Below are 22,167 nucleotides of genomic sequence, written 5' to 3'. Positions count from 1 at the left end.
CGCGTCGCGGCCGGGCCCTGCGTCGTCATCTCCCACGCAGATGGTCCGCGACGATCGGACCGATCTGCGCCAGGGAATGCGGAGCCATCAGATCGTCGTGATCGAAGTTCACCGGGTAGTCGTCGATTCGGCCGGACAGGTAGGGGCGCCAGCCGGCCAGTGCCGCGCCTTCGCCGTCTTCGGCCGCGAAGAACACCACGTCACCGGCGAATCTCGACGGCGGCTCGGTGCGGTCGATCCGGGTGATCGCGAGCAAGCTGTCGACCAACTGCCCGATCTCGTCCTCCGCCAGACCACCGAAGACGCCACCGAATTCGGCGGCGTAGCCGCGCACGGTCGCCGCGGTGACCGTCACCGGGTCCAACCCGCTCACGTCGTAGCCCGCTCGTTCGAGCCAGCGGTAGTACAGGGTCGACACCTCCGGTGGTGGATCACCCGCGGCCCCGGGCGGATCCACGTCCGCGTAGGCGTCCAACAGCACGAGCAACGGCACCTCGTGCCCCCAGCTCTCGAGCACTGTGCCCACCATCTGGGCGATCCGTCCGCCCAACGACCAACCCAGCAGGTAGTACGGCCCGTGTGGTTGCCGCGCGACGATCCTGGCGGCGTAGCTGCGAGCCAGGTAGGGAATGTCGGGGGCGGCCAGGTGGTCGTCGTCGATGGCGGTGGCCTGGAGCCCGTAGACCGGCCGATCCCGGTCCAGATGCGGAAGCAGGCCCGAATACATCCACGCCAGGCCCAGTTTGGGGTGCACGCAGAACAGGGCGGGCTTGTCGCCGGTTCGGCGGATCGGCAGCAGCGGCGCGAACGCCCCCTCGTCCCGGCTGCCCGCCGGCAGGGCGGCCACATCGCCGATATCGACGATGCGGGCCAGCGCGGCGACGGTCGGGGCGTCGAAAACGGTCCGCAGCGCTACCTCCACACCGAGTTCGGCCTGCACCCGGGCCACCAGCTTGGTCGCCAGCAGGGAATAGCCGCCGAGCTCGAAGAAGGAATCGTCCGCGCCGACTCGTTCGACGCCGAGAACCTCGGTGAACAGCGCGCACAGCGTCTTCTCGGTCGAGGTCGTCGGCGGGCGGTGCGACGTGGACGCGCCGAGCTCGGGTATCGGCAGCGCCCGGCGGTCCACCTTGCCCGAAAGACGAAGCGGTAGTTCGCGAAGGCAGACGATCGCGGCGGGAATCATGTGCTCGGGCAGCCTGCCACGCAGGAACCCGCGCAGTTCCTCGCCGGTGATCGGGTCGTCCGCATCGGTGGCGCAGTAGCCGACGAGCACCGCGACCTCGGTCGTGGACCTCGTCGTGATGACCACCGCGTTGCGGACCGACCGGTGTTCGGCCAGCACCGATTCGATCTCCTGCAATTCGACCCGCATCCCACGGATCTTGACCTGGTCGTCGGCTCGGCCACGGAACTCGAGGGTGCCCTGCGGAGTCCAGTAGCCGAGGTCGCCGGTCCGGTACATGCGCTCGCCCGGCGGACCGAAAGGATCGGTGACGAACCGCGCCGCCGTCGCACCGGGATCGTTGACGTAGCCGCGGCCCAGCGGCAGTCCCGCCACGTACAGCTCGCCCTGGACGCCGATCGGGACCGGCCCGAGCAGCTCGTCGAGCACATAGATCCGGGTGTTGGGATTGGGCCTGCCGATGCTCACCGACCCACGTTCGACGCCGGGCTGGTAGATCAGATGGCTGACCCCGATCGTCGCCTCCGCCGGACCGTAGCCGTGATACATGATCGAATCGCCGAGCTTGTCCCGGAACCGGGTGAACAGCTCGGGCGTGAGCGCCTCACCACCGCACCACACATGCGTGAGAGTGTCGGCCACCTCCTCGATACCGGGCAGCCCGAGCATCACGTCCAGCACCGAGGACACCAGATAGGCGAAGCTGACCCGGTGTTCGGCGATGATCTCGAGCAGCCTCGCGGAGTCCCGTTCGGCGCCGGGTTCGGCGATCACCAGCCTGGCCCCGGTGACCAGTGGCAGGAATATCTCGTTGATGGAGATGTCGAAGCCGAGTGGCGCCTTGAACAGGGTCGCGTCACCGGGGCCGAATCCGAGCAGGCCTGCCTGCCAGAGCAGGCGGAAACAGATCGGCCGGTGCCGGATCATCGCGCCCTTCGGACGGCCGGTCGTGCCCGAGGTGTAGATGACGTAGGCGAGGCTGTCGCCGGTGAGCACCGGTGGGGTGCTCGCGGGCGTCGCCGACGGCAACGGGGTGGAAACGGGAGTCACGACCAGCACATCGACATCGGCCAGATCCGGGAGATCGGCGCGAGTGCTCGCGGTGGTCAGCACCAGGCGCGCGGCCGAGCTCCGGCAGATCTCGGCGACGCGGGCAGCGGGCAGCGACGGTTCGGCGGGCGCGAACGCCGCGCCGCAGCGCAACACAGCCAGCAGCGCGACAATGAGTTCGGCGCCGCGGTCGAGATGGATCGCCACGATCTGCTCGGGCCCGATCCCGTGCGCGGCGATCTCGGTGGCCAACGCGGCTGCCCGGCAGTCGAGTTCGCCGTAGGTGAGCCGGGCCCCGGCGCCGACCACCGCGACGGCGTCCGGCGCCCGCCGAACCTGCGCGGCGAACAGTTCGGGCAGGGTGAGCTCCGGTTCGGGCGCCGCGGTGTCGTTGAACTCGGAGAGCACTCGTCGGCGCTCGGCGGCGTCGAGCACGTCCAATTCGGCGAGCCGCGTTCCCGGCGCGGCGGCCATGACATCGAGCACCCGTAGCAGCTTGGCCAGCATCGATGTCACTGTTGTCGTGTCGAACAGATCTGTGCTGTAACCGATTTCGAGGTCGAGTCCCCCACGGTCCGGTGTCACGGTGAATCGGAACGACAGGTCGAACTTCGCGACCGGCAGTTCCGGCACGATCAGCCGGGTTCGCACACCGTCGAGGTCGATCCCGCCCGGTGCCTCGTCGTAGGTCACCATCGCCTGGAACAACGGATGCCGGGCCGGTGCGCGTTGCGGATTCAGCGCCTCGACCAGTCGCTCGAACGGCACATCCTGGTGTTCGAGGCCGCCGAGGACCGCGTCCCTGCTGCGGGCGGCGATCTCGCGCAGGGTCGGGTTGCCCGCGACATCGGTGCGCACCACCAGGGTGTTGACGAAGAAGCCGACCAGACCGGACAGCGCGTCGTCGGTGCGGCCCGCGATCGGCGTGCCCAGCGGAATATCGCTTCCCGCACCGAGTTTGGACAGTGTCACCGCCACCGCCGCTTGGACGATCATGAACTCGCTCGCGCCCAGATCACGCGCGAGTTCCCGCACGCCACTCGCTGTGCGCGCCGACACCGATTCGCGCACAGCGTGTCCGCGGTAGGACGGCTGCCGCGGCCGCGGCCGGTCGGTGGGCAGGGCGAGTTCCTCGCCGAGGCCGCCGAGGGTTTCCTGCCAATAGCTGATCTGGGTGGCGGCGAGACTGTCGGGATCGTCGTCGTCGCCGAGGAGTTCGCGTTGCCACAGGGTGTAGTCGGCGTACTGCACCGGCAACTTCGTCCATCGTGGCGCATCGCCCGCGCGGCGAGCGCGATAGGCGGTGCCGATGTCGTCGAGCAGCACACCGGTCGACCATCCGTCGCCGGCGATGTGGTGCAGGACCACCGACAGCACGTGTTCGTCCTCGACGTCGTCGGTACCGCAGCGCCACAACCGGAAACGGATGGGCAGGTGACGGTCCAGCTCGAACGAGTGCTCGGCCGCCTCACGCAGTTCGATGTCCAACCGATCCGCGGTGATGTCGTGCACCGTGAGATCGGGCAGGCACTGCTCCGCCGCCAGCACCTGCTGCCGGGCGCCGTCGGCGTCGGCGCCGATGACGGTGCGCAGACTGTCGTGGCGCGCGAGCGTGTCGGCGAGGGCCGCACGCAGTGCCGCCACGTCGAGTGGACCGGTGATGCGCACGGCGAAGGGGATGTTGTAGTGCGGTGTGGGGCCTTCGAAGCAATACAGGAACCACAGCCGCTGCTGTGCGAACGAGAGAGGGACGCGGGCCCGGGGTGCCGGAGCCGGTCGCGGTGCGGGCCGGGTTCCGGTCGCGGTGTGTTCGATCGTGGCGGCGAGGCCGGCCACCGTCGGATGGTCGAAGATCGTCCGCGCGCTGATCTCGCGCCCCAATCGGGTCCGCACCCGTGAGACGAGTCGCGTGGCCAGCAGGGAATGCCCGCCCAGCGCGAAGAACGAGTCCTCGGCGCCGATCCGGGACGGGTCGTGGCCGAGGACCTCGGCGAACAGCGCGGCCAGTGCGCGTTCGGTGTCGGTGGCCGGAGCCCGGCCGCCGGAGCCGTCGCCGAACTCGGGAGCGGGCAACGCGCGTCGGTCGAGCTTGCCGTTGCCGGTCAGCGGGAGCCGGTCCAGGTCGACGAACGTCGCGGGAATCATGTACTCGGGCAGCCGGTCACGCAGATAGGCGCGCAACGCGGCCGGGTCGGGGAAGCTGCCGACGACATACCCGACGAGGTAGGTTCCACCGGGTCGGTCGTCGCGGACCGCCACCGCGCAGTGCGTCACTTCCGGGTGGGTGGCCAGCGCCGAGGTGACCTCACCGAGCTCGATGCGGAAACCACGGATCTTCACTTGGTCGTCGGCGCGGCCGCGGTATTCGAGCCCGCCGTCCGGGGTCCGCCGAGCCAGGTCACCGGATCGGTACAGGCGTTGTCCCGGCGCGCCGAACGGATTCGCCACGAACCTGGCCGCGGTGAGGCCGGGGCGCCCCAGATAGCCACGGCCGAGTTGGGTTCCGGCGAGGTAGATCTCGCCTTCGACGCCGTCCGGGACCGGGCGCAGCGCGCTGTCGAGCACGTACACGTCCAGCCCGGGCAGTCCCCTGCCGATCGCGCTCGCCGCCGTCTGCGCGTGCGCGACGCCGAGAGTCAAATGGGTGACATGCACCGTGGTTTCGGTGATGCCGTACATATTGACCAGGCGCGGCGAGTCGTCGGCGTGTGCGTGGTACCACTCGGCCAGACGAGCCGGTTCGAGGGCTTCGCCGCCGAAAACGATGAGGCGCAGGGCAAGCGGGGTACCGATCCGTTCCGCGTCGGCTCGCGCGAGCTCCGCGAAGGCCGACGGGGTCTGGCTGAGCACGGTGACCCGATGCTCGGCCAGCAGGTCGAGGAACTGCGCGGGCGAGCGGGTCACCGCCTGCGGGACGACGATCAAACGCCCGCCGTGCAACAGCGGCCCCCACAGTTCCCACACCGAGAAATCGAATGCCGAGGAATGGAACAGCGTCCACACGTCCTCGGAGCCGAAACCCAGCAGTGGCCGCGTCGCGGCGAACAACGCCACCACACTGCGATGGGAGACCACCACGCCCTTCGGCACGCCGGTGGAACCGGAGGTGTAGATCACGTGCGCGGGGTGATCAGGGCGAAGTCCCGTGATCGGCTCGACCCGATCGGCCTCCGGCGCGGCATCTCCGGTGACGGTGAAGCATCGCAGCCCGAGATCTCGAACGGCCGTGTCACTGTCGTCGCAGATCACGGCCGCGGGCGCGCAGTCGCCGAGGACGAAGCGGATACGGTCGGCCGGGTAGTCGGGGTCGATCGGCACGTACGCCGCGCCGGACCGGACGACGCCGAGGATCGCCACAATCAGGTCGACCTCACGGCCGAGCAGGATCGCCACCCGGTCCTCCGGACCGATGCCGGCCCGGCTCAGCCTGCCCGCCAGCCGCCGCGTCCTGGCATCGAGTTCGCCGTAGGTCAGTTCCACCGAGCCGCACACCACCGCGACCGCGTCCGGTGTGCGGCGCGCTCGCGCGACGAACAGCTCCGGCAGGGTCGTCTCGGGGACGGCTTCGCGCTCGCTGTGTCCGGCGCGCAGGAACGCGGCGACCTCGACGTCGGTGAACGGATCGATCGACGCCACAGGGACTTTCGGATCGGCGACGAAGTCGGTGAGGATCGCCGTGAGCCGGTCGAGCAGGGTTCGCGCCGCGTCGGCATCGAACGCGTCCGCCCGATACCGGAGGCTGAGTTCGAGTGCCCCCCGGGTCGGCAGCGCCATGAGCGTCAACGGATAGTGCGTCGCGATGGGGCGATCGATGGCGGTGCATCGCAGCCCGGCGTCGGTCTGCACGCGGCTGATGGCCTCGTCGTCGAACGGGAACGACTCGAAGACCACCAGGGAGTCGAACAGCTCCCCCACACCGGTGCCGAGTTCCTGCTGGATGTCGGCGAGCCCGACATGGTGGTGGTCGAGCAACGCCACCTGTTCGGACTGCATCCGGGTCAGCAGATCGGTGAGGCGTTCACCGGCGGGGAGGCGGACCCGGACCGGCACGGTGTTGATGAACAGCCCGATCATCGATTCGACGCCGGGCAGGTCGGCGGGCCGACCCGAGACGGTCGCACCGAACACCACGTCGTCGCGCCCGGTGAGCCGCCCCGCGAGCAGGCCCCACGCGGTTTGGAGCACGGTGTTGACGGTGACGCCGAGACCCTGGCCCAACTGGTTGAGCTCGCCCACCAACTCCGGCTCCAGGGTCCGACCCACGATGTCCGGCAACGACATCGGCGTCCCACGCAGCTGGGGTGCGAGCAGCGTCGGTTCCCGAATGCCGTCCAAGGCGGCGGCCCACACCGCCTTCGACGCGGCATTGTCGCGTTGTCGCAGCCAGGCGAGGTAGTCCCGGTACGGCCGCGGCGCTGCACCGGTGCCCGCGTTGCCTCCGGTGGCGTAGAGCGTGAAGAGCTCGCGCATCAGCAGCGGTGTGGACCACCCGTCGCTGATGATGTGGTGGTTGGCCAGCACCATGCGGTGCGAGCGCTCCCCCAGACGGATCACCAGCAACCGCAGCAGCGGCGGGAGCTCCAGGTCGAAACGGGTGCGACGGTCCTGTTCGACCAGGCGCTGTGCCTCGGTGTCGGCCTCGGGGTGATCGCTCAGATCGATGAGGGTGAAGGGAACGTCGACAGCGCGCAGCACCACCTGCATCGGCTCGTCGAAATCCCGGACGACGGCAGCGCGCAGCACGGTGTGCCGTGCGGTCAACGCCGCCAGCGCCGCCCGCATCCGATCCTGGTCGAACGGCCCTTCCAGGTCCATGACCAGTTGCGCGATGTAGACGTCGATGGCGTCGGCATTGTGCTCGTCCCAGGTCGCGTGGAACAGCAGTCCCTGTTGCAGCGGGGACAGCGGCAGGATGTCCTCGATTCCCGATCCGGGAGCGGTCACGACTTCCTCCATTTGGCCTCGAGCGCGTCGAGCTGGGACTGGTCCAGCGACACGAGGGACAGATCCGATGGTGTGTGGCCGCCTGCTCCGGGCCCGGCCGCATGTCGGATGAGCGCGTCCAGCGCGGCGCGCCACCGTTCGGTGAGAGGGAGCACTTCGGCGTCGGCGAGAATTCCCCCCGCGTACATCCAGTGCGCGGTCAACCGGGCGCCCGCCGGTCCGACTTCGGTCACCGCGTTGACCACCAGGGTGGTCGGCATCGGCATGGCCGGGTCGTAGGCCGCACCGAGCCCACCGGGGCTGATCGACCACGCGCCGGAACCGGCGTCCACCCTGCCCAGATAGTTGAAACCCATTTGTGGACAGTCGAATTCGCGAAGTATCGACGCGGCACCGGGGTCCAGATAGCGGAGGATCCCGTACCCGACACCATGATCGGGTATCGCGCGCAGATACTCCTTCACCCGTTTGAGGACAACGCCGGCCGCGGGCCCGGCCGCGAACGCGTCGTCGAGGTCGGTGCCCGCCAGATCGAGCCGCACCGGGTACTGCGTGGTGAACCAGCCGACCGTGCGCGACAGATCAGCGCCCGCCACCGCGGACTCCTCGCGCCCGTGACCCTCCATGAGCACCAGGACCGATTGTGCGTCGGTGCCGCGATCGCGACGCCAGTCGGAGACGGCGAGCGCGAAAGCGGCGAGCAACGTGTCTTCGACGGTGCCGAAGAAGGCCTGCGGCACCGTGGTGTACAGGGCCTCGGTCGTCGCCGCGTCCAGTTCCACGGTCACCGACTCGACGGTCGACCAGGTATCCCGAACCGGGTCCGGTCGACGCGTTCCGAGCAGATCGTCGGGTCCGCGCAGCACCTCACGCCAATAGTCGGTTTCCTTCGCCCGTGCCCCGGCGTGCTCGACCAGGCCCCGCGACCACGCCCGCACCGAACTACCCACGGCCGGCGGTGTCGGGTCCGCACCGGCCTCGACCGCGCGCCACGCACCCGCCAGATCCTCCACGAGCATGCGCAGCGACACCCCGTCGACCACCAGGTGGTGTGCGACCAGGAGCACCTGTCCAGCGCCCGCACCCGCGTCGAACCAGACCACCTGCGCCATCACCCCGTGCACGGGATCGAGGCGGTCGGCGGCGGACTCCAGTTCTACCGAGACGATGTCGGCGGTCACCACCTCGCCGACCTCGACTCGGCGCACCAACGCGTCCGCGCGGATCGCGCCCCGCGGGCGCACATCCAGGTACGGCTGCTCCGCGCGGACCAGCCGGGCCCGCAGGACATCGTGCGTGTCGAGCACCGCGTCGAGCGCCTGCGCGAGGGTGCTGGCAGTCGAGGAGGGAACGTCGACGAGCACCCACATGCGGTGCCGGTCGCCGAGTAGGCCACGCTCGGCGAAGGACCGCATGATCGGTGACGGGTCGACCGACCCCACGGGATCGTCGGGCGCCCTCGTCGGCTCCGGTTCGTCGTCCCGGGTCGCGTAGGCGGCCAGTGCTTCGATCGTGCGGTGCTCGAACACGTCCTTGGGCAGGATCTTCAGGCCCGCCTTGCGCGCGCGGCTGACCAGACCGATCGCGAGGATGCTGTCGCCGCCGATCTCGAGGAATGCCTCGGTGACGCCGACGGTGTCGCGGTGCAGAACCTCGGCGAAGATTCGCGCCAGTGTTTCCTCCGCGGCGCCCGACGGCGCGCGGGAGGTGTCCGGGCCGCTCGCGAATTCCGGTGCGGGCAGTGCGCGCCGGTCGGTTTTGCCCGACGGCGACAGCGGCAGCTCGTCGAGCACGACGACCGCTGCCGGGACGAGGTGTTCGGGCAGCTCGCGGGCGAGATACGCGCGCAGCGTTGCGCCGTCGACGACAGCGCGGGAGCCCGCGTGGTCGGCGGGAGTCGCGTAGGCCGCGAGGTAGATTCCGCCGGGTCCGTCCGAGCGGCCGACCACGACGGCGCGGGTGACGAGTGGGTGTCGCCCCAGCACCGCCTCGATCTCCCCCGGTTCCACCCGGAAACCGCGGATCTTCACCTGTTCGTCGACTCGGCCCACGAATTCGAGTGCGCCACTGGGATTCCAGCGTGCCTGGTCACCGGTGCGGTAGAGGCGTCCACCAGCGGCGGGGGCGAAGGGATCGGCGATGAACCGCGCTGCCGTCAGCCCCGGCCGCCGCAGATAGCCGCGGGCCAGCTGAACCCCGCCGACATAGAGTTCCCCGGTGGTGCCGACCGGAACCGGACGCAGGGATCGGTCCAGGACGTAGCACCGGGTGTTGGCGACCGGGCGGCCGATCGGGATCGAGCTCGCAACCCGCGCATCGTCATCGGCGGTGACGACGTCGTACAGCGTGGCACCCACTGTCGTCTCGGTCGGCCCGTACTCGTTGATCACCTCGATCGCGCGGGTCACCGAGAGCGGCAATCCGGCCAGCGCTTGCGCGCGGAGTGCTTCGCCGGCGATCACGAGGGTGCGTGGGCCGTTCGTGGCGAAGTTCACCGACGACACCAGCGGGAGATGGCTCGGGGTGACCTTGAGGAAAGTCGCGGGGCCGGTGGCCGTCGCGATCGCGTCCGGCGCCTCGTCGCACAGCTCGAGCACGCCGCCACACAGCAGCGTGCCGAACAGGGGGGTCACGGTGAAGTCGAAGGAGATGGAGGAGTGCAGCAGTGTGCGTCCGGCCAGTCCGGTGAATCGGCGTATCGCCCAATCCAGATGGTTGCCCACCGCTCGGTGCGAGACGACGACCCCCTTGGGTACGCCGGTCGACCCGGAGGTGTAGATGACGTAGGCGGGATTGTCCGGGTGCAGTGGGGTCGTCCGGTCGCGGTCCGACATCGACGCGCCCGACAGCGCCGCCAGCGACGCCGCGACCTCGGGCTCGTCCAGCACCAGTCGCCGCACGCCCGTGTCGGGCAGGTTCGCGGCCACCGCGCTCGTCGTGACGACCAGATCCGCGCGCGAGTCGTCGAGCATCAGGCGCACCCGGTCGGCGGGATAGGACGGATCGACCGGGACATAGGCCGCGCCCGCCGCGAGGGTTGCCAGCGCCGCCACCACCATGGCGGCAGATCGGGGGACGGCCAGCGCGACGATGTTCTCGGGGCCGATGCCGTGCCCTGCCAGCTGTCGAGCGAGCTGATTGGACCGGGCATCGAGCTCGGCGTAGGTGCATTCGGCGGTGGCCGAACCACTTCCGGACTCGATGACCGCCGTCGCATCCGGCGTCACGGCGACTCGAGCGGCGAAGCGTTCGGACAGCGTGCGGGTATCGGCCGGGGTCGCGGTGTCATTCCACGCGCGCACCACCCGCTCGCGCTCGCCGGGGGTGAGCAGGACCAGATCGGCGAGCGGGGCGGTGGGGTCGGCCAGCACGACGCCGAGTAGCTGATCGAGCTGGGTGAGCAACCGCCCCACCTGGTCGTCGGCGCCCGCTTTCGCTGGATAGTTGGCCTCGACCGACATCTCGTCGCCGTCGGTTTCGATCGCGAGGGTCAGGTCGAAACGGGCGTCACTGCCGGGCACGTGTCGCCGACGCACGCGCAGACCCGCGGCGCGAAACGGTTCCAGCATCGGCGAGCGCAGCGACAACACGATGTTGAACAGGCGCCCGTCACCGCGCAGCCGCTGCGCGTCGGCGGACCTGGCGATGTCGTCGAGTTCGATGTGCTGATGGATGTAGCCGTCGAGGCAGGTGTCGCGGCACCGGGCCAGCAGGGTGGCGAAATCGTCGGCCGGATCGACCTCGGCGAGCAACGGGATCGTGTTGCCCAGATAGCCGATGACCGACTCCGAACCGGCGAAGTCGCGGTTGACAACCGGCGCGCCGATCAGAAACTCGCGTGCGCCGGTGTAGCCGTGCACCAGGGCCGACACCGCGGCGAACAGCACCATGAAGGTCGACACGCCTTCGCGCCGGGCGAGTTCCCTGACGCGACGTCCGGTACTCGATGCCAACTGCTGCGACAGTTCCTGCCCCGGGCCGCCTGCGCCACCGGAAATACCGGGCAGATCCAGCACGGCGGGCAGTGACGCGAGCCTGCCGCGCCAATAGGCGAGTCCGGCTTCGTCGGGTGCGCGCGAACTCAGCGCGACATCGGCGAACTGGCGCTCCGCTCGATCGTCGCGCAGCCCTCGACCGTCGAGCAGGCGTCGGTAGCCGTCCATCAGCTCACCGAAGAACACCGCGGTGGAGGCGTCGTCCCACACGATGTGGTGGGCGACCACGACCACTGTGCTCGTCTCGGCGCCGGTTCGGATCAGGCGGACCCGCAACGGCGAATCCTTCGACAGGTCGAACGGGCGCCCGGTCACCGCACGGGCGAGTTCGTCGACGCGGGGGTCGCGTTGCCCCTCGACCAGGTCGCCGATATCGAACTGGTCGTAGACGGCGGGCAGTTCGTCGACCACCACCTGCACCGGCCGGTCGACGTCCATGCGATAGGTGGTGCGCAAGATGTCGTGTCGTTCGACCACGCCCTGGACAGCGCGCCCCAGCAGCTCGGGATCGAGGGCGCCGACCACATCCACCGAGATGGTCACGTTGTAGCCGACGGTTCCCGGATCGAGCTGCTGGATCGACCACATGCGCTGCTGGCCGGGCGAGAGGGGGCGTGGGACACCGGTGTCGGCCGACTCGTCGGACCGCGCTGTGGGTGCGGTGAGAAGATTCGCCTCGGCCAGGCGGCGTTGTAGCAGCGCGCGACGACGTTCGGCCAGGTTCGCAGATCTGTCCGCACTCATGCGGAACCGCCTTTCGCTTCCGGGGCAACCGAATTCGGCTGTGCGATCCGCTCCCCCGAGATGGTCATCGGACTTCGGGCGTGCACGGGCGTCGCGGCATCACCGCATGCGCTCGATCAGGCTCGCCGGGCGCATATCCGTCCAGACCGCCTCGACGTGGGCGAGGCACGCTTGCCGATCCCCCGGCCCGTGATCGACCGTCCAGCCCTCGGGCACCTCCGCGAACACCGGCCACAGCGAGTACTGCTTCTCCGCATTGACCAGGATGTAGAACTCAGCGCTGTCATCATCAAATGGATTGGGGGACATGGAATCTCCTCGATCGGATGAACACCAGCCCATGAAGTAAAGCAAGCCTTGCCTAATCATGGCAAGGGTTTGCTCGCCGCCTCAGCTCGGCGGCGGCGCGTCAAATACGTTCGCCACCAAGGTGATCCGGTGCGGTGGCGTCACTCACCCGCCGCGAGTCGGCATCGACAGCTCGCAGATCGACCGGATCCGACAGCCGCGCCCGGCGCAGCCCCGGCATGCGCACCGTCAACGTGGCCACCGCCACGACGCAGACCACACCGCCGAGCACGGGCACGAGGGGTGCCGACAGCGATCGCGCCAGCACTCCCGCCGCCATGTTGCCCACGTTGGGAGCGAGCGTTCCCTGGGCCAGCCACAGGCTGCCGACCCGGCCCTGCAATCCGTCCGGCGTCCGCTGCTGGATCAGCGCCCTGCGCACAATCTCCGAGGTGGTATCCGCCAGACCCGCGACGACCAAGGCCGCCAAGGCGACCCACAGCGACGCCGTGAGTCCGACGCACGAAATCGCCACACCCCACAGGAGCACCGCGCCGATGAGCACAACGCCCGTGTCGCGAACCCGACCGGCCCAACCACTGACCAACGCCGCGAGCAACGCACCGACGGCGGGCGCGGAATACAGCAGCCCCACCGTCTGCGACCCGCCACCGAAGTGCTCGCTCGCCAACTCTGGAAACAAGGCGTACGGCATCGCCGTTACCATCGCCAACGTATCGATCAACAGCACCCCACCGACGACCCGATCGCGGCGCACGAACGAAAAACCTTCGACAATCGAGCGGATCGGGCGTCGGTCCTCGGCAACGTCCGGGGGCGGCACCGGAGCGAGCAACCACAGCAACACCGCGCTGATCACGAAGCAGACGGCGTCGAGGGCGAAACACACCGCCAACCCCGGTCCCGCCGCGATCAGGCCGGCCATCGCCGGTCCGATCACCGCACCGACTTGGATCGACAGCGCGGTCAACGCGGCCGCCGCGGCCAACCGCTCGGGGCCCACCAGAGCGGGCACGAGAGCCATGAGGGCGGGGGCACCCAGCCCGTTGATACCGCCCGCCAGTACGGCGGCGACGTAGACAACCCAGAGGTGCGGAGTCGGCAGGGCCGCATTCACGGCGAGCCCCACGAAGACGACCACGACTGCCGCGCGGGTGGCGACGGCGATCACGCGGCGATCAGCCCTGTCCGCCACCACACCCCCGCTCAGAATGCCGATGAGCAGCGCCACGCCGAAGACCAACCCCACCGCGCCGACCTGCAAGGAGGAACCGGTGAGCTGATAGACCTGGAGATTCACCGCCACGACGGTGAGATGCGTGCCCAGCATCGAAATCGCCTGCGCGGCAAGGACGAGCCGGAATTCGGGCGCGGTGCGCAGCGGTCCGACATCGATAACCACGTCGCCCAACCGCACAACCGCCTCCAGACTTCGAGATACGATGCGGTGAGCCTAACCTAAATTTGATGTCCGCTCGGGGGGTTCTCGATCCTCGACACCCGATATCGTTCGGCAGAGTACTGATTCCGAGTCAGCGAATCGCGCAGTGCACGAAGGGAATACACCGATGCGGCGCACAGGGTCGAGCGCCCGAGTCCCCACAGCCGAGGCCGGCATCGCACCGTCGCGGGTCGAGCCCACCGCCACCCGCTACCGCACCCGCACACTCCAGATCATCGTGCTGCTCGGGCTCGTGGTGGTGAGTTGCGCGCTGAGTCTGTGTATCGGCGCCAAACCGATTCCACTCGACGCGGTCTGGCACGCACTGGTCACGCCATCGGGTCTCGAGGACGACATGATCGTTCGAGATCTGCGCGTTCCCCGCACGGTGATCGGCGCGCTGGTCGGCGCGGCGCTCGGCCTGGCGGGAGCCCTGACGCAGGGGCACACCCGCAACCCGATCGCCGATCCCGGAATCCTGGGAATCACCCACGGCGCCGGACTGGCCATCGTGCTGGCGACCTACTCGCTCGGAATCACCGATCTGCACAGCTTCATCTGGTTCGGCTTCGCCGGGGCAGCGCTGGGCGCGCTCACCGTGTTCGCCGTCGGGTCCGCGGGCCGGGGCGGTCCGACACCGCTGACGCTGGTGTTGGCGGGCGCCGCGATCAGCGCACTGCTGCAAGCGATCACGTTCGCGATCGTGCTGCTGGATCAGCGCAGCCTGGACGCGTTCCGCTTCTGGAAGGTGGGATCGATCGCCGTCGCCGGCATGCCCCTGGTGGTGCAGGTACTGCCGTTTCTCGTGATCGGGCTGGCGCTCGGTCTCGCGGGCGCGTCCGGCTTGAACGCACTGGCGCTGGGCGAAGATGTGGCCCGGTCCCTCGGGCACAGCGTGGAACGGGTGCGCGTGCTCGGCATCGCCGCCATCACGGTCCTGGTCGGCGCGAGTGTCGCCGTGTGCGGGCCGATCGGGTTCGTCGGCCTGATCGTTCCCCACGCGGTCCGGCTGGTCACCGGACCGGATCATCGCTGGATCCTGCCGTTCTCGGCGCTGGCCGGGGCCATCCTGGTCTTGCTGACCGATACCGTGGGCCGCATCGTCGCACGACCGGGAGAGATCGAGGTCGGTGTCATGCTGGCGCTGATCGGCGCACCGTTCTTCGTCGTGCTGGTCCGCCGCCGAAAGCTGGTACGAGTGTGAACCACAGCGCGCGCACCGACGTCGTCGACTCAGGGCCGCTGCCCTCGGTCCGGCGCCCCGCACTGCGAATCGGCGCGTTCTCCATGGCTTTTCGCGCCCGTCCACTACTGCTCGTGATCGTCGCGGCTCTCGTCCTCGCCCTGGTGTTCGTGGTCGGTCTCGGCCTCGGCGCGTTCAGGCTGTCACCGGCGGAGGTCATGGAGGTTCTGCTCGGCGGCGGCCACCCGGCCGACCGCCTCGCGGTGCTGGAGCTACGCCTGCCGCGCGCCGTCGCGGCCGTGCTGGTGGGTGCGGCCCTCGGCCTGTCCGGCGCGATCATCCAAACCGTCGCGCGAAATCCCCTGGCCAGCCCGGACATCCTCGGTGTCACCTGGGGCGCCGGTGCGGCTGTCACCGCGGCCATCGTCCTCGGCGGAACCTCAGGGGGCATCCTCGCCACCACCGGGCTGCCCGGGGTGGCGCTGGCAGGCGGATTGCTCGCCGGGCTCGCCGTATTCGGGCTCACCTACCGTGACGGACTCGATTCGCTGCGGCTACTCCTGGTCGGCGTCGGCGTCATGGCCATCGCCTCCAGCGCCACCGTGTGGCTGCTCAGCGCGGGCGATGTCAACGACGCGGGCCGCGCCCTGATCTGGCTGACCGGCAGCCTCAACGGTCGTGGCTGGAACGACGTTGTGCCCCTCGCGATCACGCTCGCGATACTCGTCCCGCCGACCTTGATCGGGTCCCGCACTCTCGGCGCACTGCAATTCGACGACGACACCGTCCACGCGATCGGTGTTCGGGTGACGCCGGCTCGCGGTGTGCTGCTGCTGGCCGCCGTGATCTTCGCCGCGGTCGCGACCGCGGTGGCCGGACCGATCCAATTCGTCGCGCTGTGCGCGCCGCAGATCGCCTTGCGCCTGGCGCGAATGCCGCGTCCACCGCTCGTCCTGTCGATGCTGCTCGCCGCCGTACTCGTCCTGGCCGCCGACCTGATCTCCCGGGCCGCCTTCGGCACCGCGGAGCTACCCGTCGGCATCGTCACCGCCGTGCTCGGCGCCCCCTACCTCATCTACCTGATCACCCGACGACGCCGAGGCGACACCGTCTGACACGACCGGCCTACGTCGCTCCCAGATGCCCGGCATCGAAAGCGGAGCGAGTCATTGTGACTGGAATCACTCACTGGCGAAACAGTTCAGCGCCTCGCACGACCTGATTCGACACCGCCTCGGGCCTCTATCAACGAACGCTATTGCACGTATATTGCACAAAAAAGTGCAGGCCGTCGCCAATATGGCTGTGACCTGCACTTTTGAGGTGGTCCCAGCTGGTTTCGAACCAGCGACCTTCCGCGTGTGAGGCGGACGCTCTCCCGCTGAGCTATGGGACCGAACACTGCGTCGGGCGGGTTTTCGAGCCGCTCGAACGAGATGGAACATTAGCACGGAGGGCCCGGATGACACCAAATCGCCTTGTGAAGCAGGTATTCGGCGAGGCTGGGGCCGCCTGGTTCGGCGCCCGCGCTTGCGCGTGTGTGTGCTCGAGCCGGTGATCGATAGTTCGTACCGATTTCCGGTCAATGAATCAGATAGATGCGCATATCTATGTCCCATGATGGAAGAACGATGGAGTGGTCGGGCGCGGCTCGGGCTGGGCGGGCGTGGACGACATGCGTGTAATTCGTATTCGTGCCGGTCTACCAGGCGATTTGTAGTCTGCGTCGAACGTCGGCTAATGTTCTCCTCGCACCGCAGAGAGCAGCAAAGCCGCCAGGCCGAGCCGCTCCCCTAAGTGTGAAGTAAATGCGGATGTGGCGCAGTGGTAGCGCATCACCTTGCCAAGGTGAGGGTCGCGAGTTCGAATCTCGTCATCCGCTCGAGAGGTAGGTAAGGCAACAGCCCCATCCTCCTTTGTACGGTGGAGTGGCCGAGTGGTGAGGCAACGGCCTGCAAAGCCGTGCACACGGGTTCGATTCCCGTCTCCACCTCGCGCGATTAGCTCAGCGGGAGAGCGCTTCCCTGACACGGAAGAGGTCACTGGTTCAATCCCAGTATCGCGCACCACCGTACCGAGTCAGGCCCCCTTTCGAGGGGGCCTGACTTGTTTGCGTTGCGGTCACATCGACGGATGCTGGTCGGCGTGCATGATCGCCGTGAAGGTCATTCGGTCGCCGCGGTACAGCGAGCGACGTTGTTCGATCGGGATGCCGTTCTGGTCGTAGGAGACGCGGTTCAACAGGAACATGGGGGTCCGGGTGTCCACGGTCAGCAGGGCTGATTCGCGGGCATCCGGCAGCGCGGTCTCGATCGAGTCGACGGTGCGCTCGAAGGCTATTCCGCGGCTGCGGATTTCGGCGTACAGCGAGTCGCGGTAGTCGAAGGTCCGGGCCAGACCGGGGTAGCGGTCGGCGGGGAGTCTGGTGGTCTCCAGGCCGACCCGCACGCCATCAGTGGTCAGTACCCGCTCGAGCTGGATGATCGGCGCACCCACCGCCACCGACAGTGTGGCAGCCAGCGGTTCGTCGGCGACCTGGTCGGTCCAGCCGACCAGGATGCGGCCCGCGCTCAGACCTTGGGACTTGACGGCTTCGGTGTAGGAACCCATCGCGAGGGGCTGCTGGATCTTGGGCCGCGCGACGACGGTGGTGCGGCCGCGGCGCTCGACCCGCCCCGCCAGCAAGAGCTCGCGCAGTGCTTGGCGCACCGTTTCCCGCGCGACGTCGTAGGTTTCCGCGATCTCACGTTCGGCGGGAAAAGGATCTCCCACCTGCATGTTATCCAGCATTCTGTCCAGCTGTGCGCGGACAACCTGGTGTTTGAGCACTCGGGGTTCAACGGGCGCTGTCATTGTCCGAGCGTATCAAATTGTGGTCTAGACCAAGAAAGTCGATTGCTGTTCATCTGCCGATTCCTCGGCATGCACTTCTTGGTATAGACCAAGCCTCACCGTCATCGGCATGAAGATTCACCTGCGCCGCACCGCCATGATCGCCGCGGCGTTCATCGCGACACTCTCACTCGCCCTGTCCGGCTGTTCGGGCTCCGATTCCGAGGCGGTGAACGCGCAGGGATTTCCCGAGACCCTGACGTTGGCGGCCATCCCGGCGGAGAACTCCACCGATCTGAAAGCCAGCTACGCGCCGCTGATCAAGGCGCTGGAGAAGGAGACCGGCTCGAAGATCGAGTTCGTTCAGGCTTCCGACTACGCCGGCGTGGTGGAGGGGATGATCGCGGGCAACGTCGACCTCGCGTTCTTCGGCCCGTTCGCCTATGTCGTGGCCGGCATCAACGGCGCCGACATCACGCCGGTGGGGGCGGTCATCAAGAACAAGGGCGCCAAGCCCGGGTACCAGTCCTACGGGATCGCGCGATCGGACGCGAATGCGATCACGGGATTGAAGGACTTCGCCGGCAAGAAGGTGTGTTTCGTCGATCCCAGTTCGACCTCGGGATTCCTCTACCCGACCGCGGGGCTGATCGAGGCCGGGGTCATCAAATCCGGGAAGGAGGCCGACATCTCGGCCGGGATGTCGCCGATCTACGCCGGCGGACACGATTCCTCGGCACTGGCCGTCGCCCATGGTGACTGCGACGCGGGCTTCGCCTTCGACACCATGGTGGACAAGACCATGATCGACAAGGGCGATCTGAAGGCAGGCGAGCTCAAGACGGTGTGGAAGTCGGAGATGATCGCCGGGTCGGTGTTCGCCGCCGCCAACTCGCTCGGCACCACTGCCGTCGACAAGCTGAAAGCGCTGTTCGTCGAGCAGGTGAACGTCGAGAGCCTGCAGAGCGCGGGGTATTGCACCGGCGACGCCTGCCGGATCACCGACGAGCGGGCCTGGGGCTTCGTCCCCGTCACCGACGCCGACTTCGCCGGAGTCCGCAAGGTATGCGCGGTCACGGGCTCCGAGAAGTGCAAGGGCTGACAGCTGTGACCACCGCCGAACCCGAACGGGTCGTCGCGGGCGACGATCTCGTCATCACCGCGAGCAATGTCACCAAACGATTCGGGAGCACGCTGGCGCTCGATGACGTCTCGCTCGACGTGCGCCGCAGCGAATTGCTCGTCCTGCTCGGCCTGTCCGGGTCCGGCAAATCCACCCTGCTGCGTTGCTTCAACGGCCTGCAGCCGGTGAGTTCGGGGACCGTGGAAGTCGGCGGGACGCGCGTCGACCGGGCAACGGGGGCCCAACTGCGGGCACTGCGCCGCAACGTCGGCTTCGTGTTCCAGGACTTCAATCTCGTCGGCCGGCTGAGCTGCCTGGAGAACGTGTTGATCGGCGGCCTGGCGCACCTGCGCCTGCCGCGCTACGGCGCGCTGACCTATCCGGCGCGCATGCGCGCCGAAGCACTCGGTCACCTGGATCGGGTCGGACTCGCCGATTTCGCCGATCGGCGGGCCGACACGCTGTCGGGCGGACAGCAACAGCGCGTCGCCATCGCGCGCACGCTGATGCAGAAACCCGGATTGGTGCTCGCCGACGAACCCGTCGCGTCGCTGGACCCCGAGAATGCCGCCATCGTCATGGATCTGCTGTTCAGGGTGTGCATCGAGGAGAAACTGACGGTGGTGTGCACGCTGCACCAGGTGGACCTCGCGCTCGGCTGGGCGCACCGCATCGTGGGCCTGCGCAACGGACGGAAAGTGCTCGACCGGCCCGCGGTCGGGATGACCCGCGACGACGTGATGAGCGTCTACCAGCGCGTCGACCCGACGGTTCTGTCCATGCCCGAACCGTCATGACCACCACGCTCGACAAACCAGCGACACGTCCGCTCATCCTGCGCTTGGTCGCGGTGGGCTTTCTCGCCGCGACGCTGCTGTCGGCCTGGTCGATCGACTTCGCGCCGGCCGCCCTGATCGACGGGGCCGACGACGTGGTGGCGCTGCTGGACAGGATGCTGCCGCCGCGACTCGACAATCCGGGGCGGATCGTCGACCTGGCCGTGCAGACCCTGCTGATGGCCGTGCTCGGTACGGTGCTCGCCGCCATCGCCTCGGTTCCGCTGGCGTTTCTCGCCGCGCGCAATACGAGCCCGCACCCGGCGGTCCAGGCGGTGGCCCGCGCGATCATCACGTTCTGCCGCGCGATGCCCGACCTGCTGTTCGCCGTGCTGTTCGTCCGGGCGTTGGGCATCGGTGTGCTGCCCGGCATCCTCGCCCTCGCGCTGCACTCGATCGGCATGCTCGCCAAACTGTTCGCCGACGCGATCGAGCAGACCGACGTAGGGCCGCGCGAGGCCGTGCGGAGCACCGGCGTCGGATACTTCAGGGAAATGCTCAATGCTGTTGTTCCCCAGGTTGTTCCGTCGTGGATCGGCACCTTCGTCTATCGGATCGACATCAATCTGCGGATGTCGGTGGTGCTGGGATTCGTCGGCGCGGGCGGCATCGGGTTCGCGTTGCAGGACGCGCTGCGCGGGCTGGTCTATCCACGGGCGCTCGGCATCGTCGGGGTGATCCTGGTCGCCATCACCGCGATGGAACTGCTGTCGATCGCGATCCGGCGCATGCTGCTCGACGCTTCGCACAGCGGCCCACGTCGCGACCGAGTCGTGCGCTTCGGCTTCAGTGGCTTGCTGCTCGGCACCGTGCTCGCCGCGTTCGTGGTCCTCGAGCTGGACCCGCTGTCACTGGTCACCTGGATCGGGCCGTCGATCGAGGTGTTCGCGCGCATGGTTCCGCCCGACTTCGAAACGCTGGGTGCCGACCTGTTCGAAGCCGCCGCCCAAACCGTCGCGATCGGTGTCGTCGCCACGGCGATCGGCAGCGTGTTCTCGCTGCCCGTCGGCATTCTCGCCGCGCGCAATGTGACGCCGAACGCCGCGATGTACTGGATCGCGCGGGCCTGGATCCTGCTGGTGCGCGCCGTGCCCGAACTCATTCTGGCCGTGATCTTCGTCGCCGCGCTGGGGCTCGGGCCGGTGGCCGGTGCCTGCGCGCTGGCCATCGGCTCCGTCGGATTCCTCGCCAAACTGGTCGCCGACGCCATCGAGGAAATCGAGCCGGGCCCGATGGAAGCGGTGCGCTCGATCGGCGGAGGGTGGTGGCAGACGCTGTTCGCCGCGGTGCTCCCGCAGTCGATTCCCTCGATCGTCGGCGCCGGTCTGTATCTGCTCGACGTCAATGTGCGCACCTCCACGATCCTGGGCATCGTCGGCGCGGGCGGCATCGGATTCCTGCTGTTCGAATCCATCCGCACGATCGACTTCGAGGTCGCGGGCGCCATCGTGATCGTCATCTTCGTGATCGTCTACGCCATCGAAAGGTTGTCCGGATGGATCCGGTCTCGTCTCGTCTGACCACCGCCGCGATCTGGACCGGCGGCACAGACGTCGATCTGCGCCGGGTCGAGATCCCCGATCTCGCCGACGGCGAAACCCTGGTGCGCGTGCGACTGGCGACGGTCTGCGGCAGCGACCTACACACTGTCACCGGCCGCAGGCCGGGCGCGTGTCCGTCGATCCTCGGCCACGAAGCGGTCGGCGATGTGGTCGCGGTCGGCGTCGGCGCGACCGTGGCCGTCGGGCAACGCGTCGTCTGGTCGGTCACGGTCGCCTGTGGGGACTGCGCGCGCTGCCGACAGGGACGCACGGCCAAGTGCGGTGCGGTACGCAAGGTCGGCCACGAGTCCTTCCACGGCGACTGGCCCCTGTCGGGGGCCTATGCCGAACACATCGTGCTGCCGCGCGGCACCGCGACCGCCGTTGTGCCGCCGGGCCTCCCGGATTCGGTCGCCGCACCCGCGGCCTGCGCCACCGCGACTGTGATGGCGACCATCGAGGCCGCGGGCGACCTGCGTGGGCGCCGCGTGCTCGTCGTCGGAGCTGGCATGCTCGGTCTCACCGCGGTGGCAGCGGGTAGCGACGCGGGCGCCGAGGTGCAGGCGGTCGACACCGATCCCGCGCGACTGGCCTTGGCCCCCCGGTTCGGCGCCGTCGCCGCCGATACCGACCCGGTGGATATCGCCATCGACTTCACCGGATCGGCGAACGCCATCGAGACAGCGCTGCGGCGACTCGATATCGGCGGCGTCCTCGTGCTGGCGGGGTCGGTCACCCCGGGTCCGCCGCTGGCCGTCGACCCGGAGCGGCTGGTCCGCCGCTGGCTGACCATCACCGGCGTGCACAACTACGAACCGCGACACCTGGGTCGAGCCGTCGACTTCCTCCACCGCACCGTGAACAGGTATCCGTGGCGCGATGTCGTGGCCGAGCCACTCCCCCTCGCGCAGCTCGGGGCCGCGCTACTCCGGCCGCCCCCCGGCATCCTGCGCACCGCCGTGGCTCCTCGAATGTAACCCAGA

At 68.6% G+C, this 22,167-nt stretch carries 11 protein-coding genes and 4 tRNA genes; 9 read left to right on the top strand and 6 right to left on the bottom strand.

Going from position 1 to position 22,167, the window contains the following annotated elements; genetic code table 11:
• Window positions 1-25 precede the first annotated feature (25 nt).
• The 4 genes from NA12_RS17440 to entS all read right to left on the bottom strand — a co-directional run bounded on the left by NA12_RS17440 (window position 26) and on the right by entS (window position 13,630).
• The gene (locus NA12_RS17440) at window positions 26-7,180 is read right to left on the bottom strand and encodes a non-ribosomal peptide synthetase (protein ID WP_165914826.1); all 7,155 of its coding nucleotides are present in this window, start codon (window positions 7,178-7,180) and stop codon (window positions 26-28) included.
• The gene (locus NA12_RS17435) at window positions 7,177-11,919 is read right to left on the bottom strand and encodes a non-ribosomal peptide synthetase (protein ID WP_067451868.1); all 4,743 of its coding nucleotides are present in this window, start codon (window positions 11,917-11,919) and stop codon (window positions 7,177-7,179) included. Before NA12_RS17435 ends, NA12_RS17440 begins: the two co-directional genes overlap by 4 nt.
• Before the next feature lie 99 nt (window positions 11,920-12,018).
• Window positions 12,019-12,228, bottom strand: coding sequence for an MbtH family protein (locus NA12_RS17430; protein ID WP_067451866.1), 210 nt, complete (start codon window positions 12,226-12,228; stop codon window positions 12,019-12,021).
• A gap of 100 nt (window positions 12,229-12,328) precedes the next feature.
• The gene (gene entS / locus NA12_RS17425) at window positions 12,329-13,630 is read right to left on the bottom strand and encodes an enterobactin transporter EntS (RefSeq protein WP_067452038.1); all 1,302 of its coding nucleotides are present in this window, start codon (window positions 13,628-13,630) and stop codon (window positions 12,329-12,331) included.
• A 166-nt stretch (window positions 13,631-13,796) separates the two neighbouring features.
• Here entS and NA12_RS17420 point away from each other — a divergent pair, with 166 nt between their 5' ends.
• The gene (locus tag NA12_RS17420; protein WP_084472848.1) at window positions 13,797-14,873 is read left to right on the top strand and encodes a FecCD family ABC transporter permease; all 1,077 of its coding nucleotides are present in this window, start codon (window positions 13,797-13,799) and stop codon (window positions 14,871-14,873) included.
• A complete protein-coding gene (locus NA12_RS17415; protein ID WP_243654965.1) occupies window positions 14,870-15,967 on the top strand; it encodes a FecCD family ABC transporter permease in 1,098 nt (365 codons plus the stop codon). The genes NA12_RS17420 and NA12_RS17415 overlap by 4 nt, the downstream gene beginning before the upstream one ends.
• Window positions 15,968-16,176: 209 nt before the next feature.
• Here NA12_RS17415 and NA12_RS17410 read toward each other — a convergent pair.
• A tRNA-Val gene (locus tag NA12_RS17410) sits at window positions 16,177-16,248 on the bottom strand.
• Window positions 16,249-16,662: 414 nt separating this feature from the next.
• Between NA12_RS17410 and NA12_RS17405 the strand changes: the two genes are divergently transcribed.
• The 3 genes from NA12_RS17405 to NA12_RS17395 all read left to right on the top strand — a co-directional run bounded on the left by NA12_RS17405 (window position 16,663) and on the right by NA12_RS17395 (window position 16,921).
• Window positions 16,663-16,734: transfer RNA gene (locus NA12_RS17405), tRNA-Gly, on the top strand.
• Window positions 16,735-16,774: 40 nt separating this feature from the next.
• A tRNA-Cys gene (locus NA12_RS17400) sits at window positions 16,775-16,845 on the top strand.
• A 1-nt stretch (window position 16,846) separates the two neighbouring features.
• Window positions 16,847-16,921: transfer RNA gene (locus tag NA12_RS17395), tRNA-Val, on the top strand.
• A gap of 52 nt (window positions 16,922-16,973) precedes the next feature.
• On the opposite strand, the gene NA12_RS17390 is transcribed toward NA12_RS17395, so the two are convergent.
• The gene (locus NA12_RS17390) at window positions 16,974-17,705 is read right to left on the bottom strand and encodes a GntR family transcriptional regulator (RefSeq protein ID WP_067451863.1); all 732 of its coding nucleotides are present in this window, start codon (window positions 17,703-17,705) and stop codon (window positions 16,974-16,976) included.
• 109 nt (window positions 17,706-17,814) lie between these two features.
• On the opposite strand from NA12_RS17390, the gene NA12_RS17385 reads away from it, so the two are divergent.
• Genes NA12_RS17385 through NA12_RS17370 form a run of 4 tightly spaced genes read left to right on the top strand, consistent with a single transcriptional unit; the run spans window position 17,815 to window position 22,161 of the window.
• Window positions 17,815-18,786 (top strand): phosphate/phosphite/phosphonate ABC transporter substrate-binding protein, encoded by a 972-nt coding sequence (locus tag NA12_RS17385; RefSeq protein ID WP_067451860.1) that lies wholly within the window; start codon window positions 17,815-17,817, stop codon window positions 18,784-18,786.
• 5 nt (window positions 18,787-18,791) lie between these two features.
• Window positions 18,792-19,604, top strand: coding sequence for a phosphonate ABC transporter ATP-binding protein (gene phnC / locus NA12_RS17380; RefSeq protein ID WP_067451858.1), 813 nt, complete (start codon window positions 18,792-18,794; stop codon window positions 19,602-19,604).
• Window positions 19,601-21,163, top strand: coding sequence for a phosphonate ABC transporter, permease protein PhnE (gene phnE / locus NA12_RS17375; RefSeq protein WP_067451854.1), 1,563 nt, complete (start codon window positions 19,601-19,603; stop codon window positions 21,161-21,163). Before phnC ends, phnE begins: the two co-directional genes overlap by 4 nt.
• Window positions 21,139-22,161, top strand: a complete 1,023-nt coding sequence (locus NA12_RS17370) for a zinc-binding dehydrogenase (protein WP_067451851.1) — start codon at window positions 21,139-21,141, stop codon at window positions 22,159-22,161. Before phnE ends, NA12_RS17370 begins: the two co-directional genes overlap by 25 nt.
• Window positions 22,162-22,167 lie beyond the last annotated feature (6 nt).

Origin of the sequence: Nocardia alba NBRC 108234 (assembly GCF_001612665.1) — a bacterium.
Taxonomy (GTDB): Bacteria; Actinomycetota; Actinomycetes; order Mycobacteriales; family Mycobacteriaceae; genus Nocardia; species Nocardia alba.
This window is presented reverse-complemented; position numbering and strand designations above follow the sequence as displayed.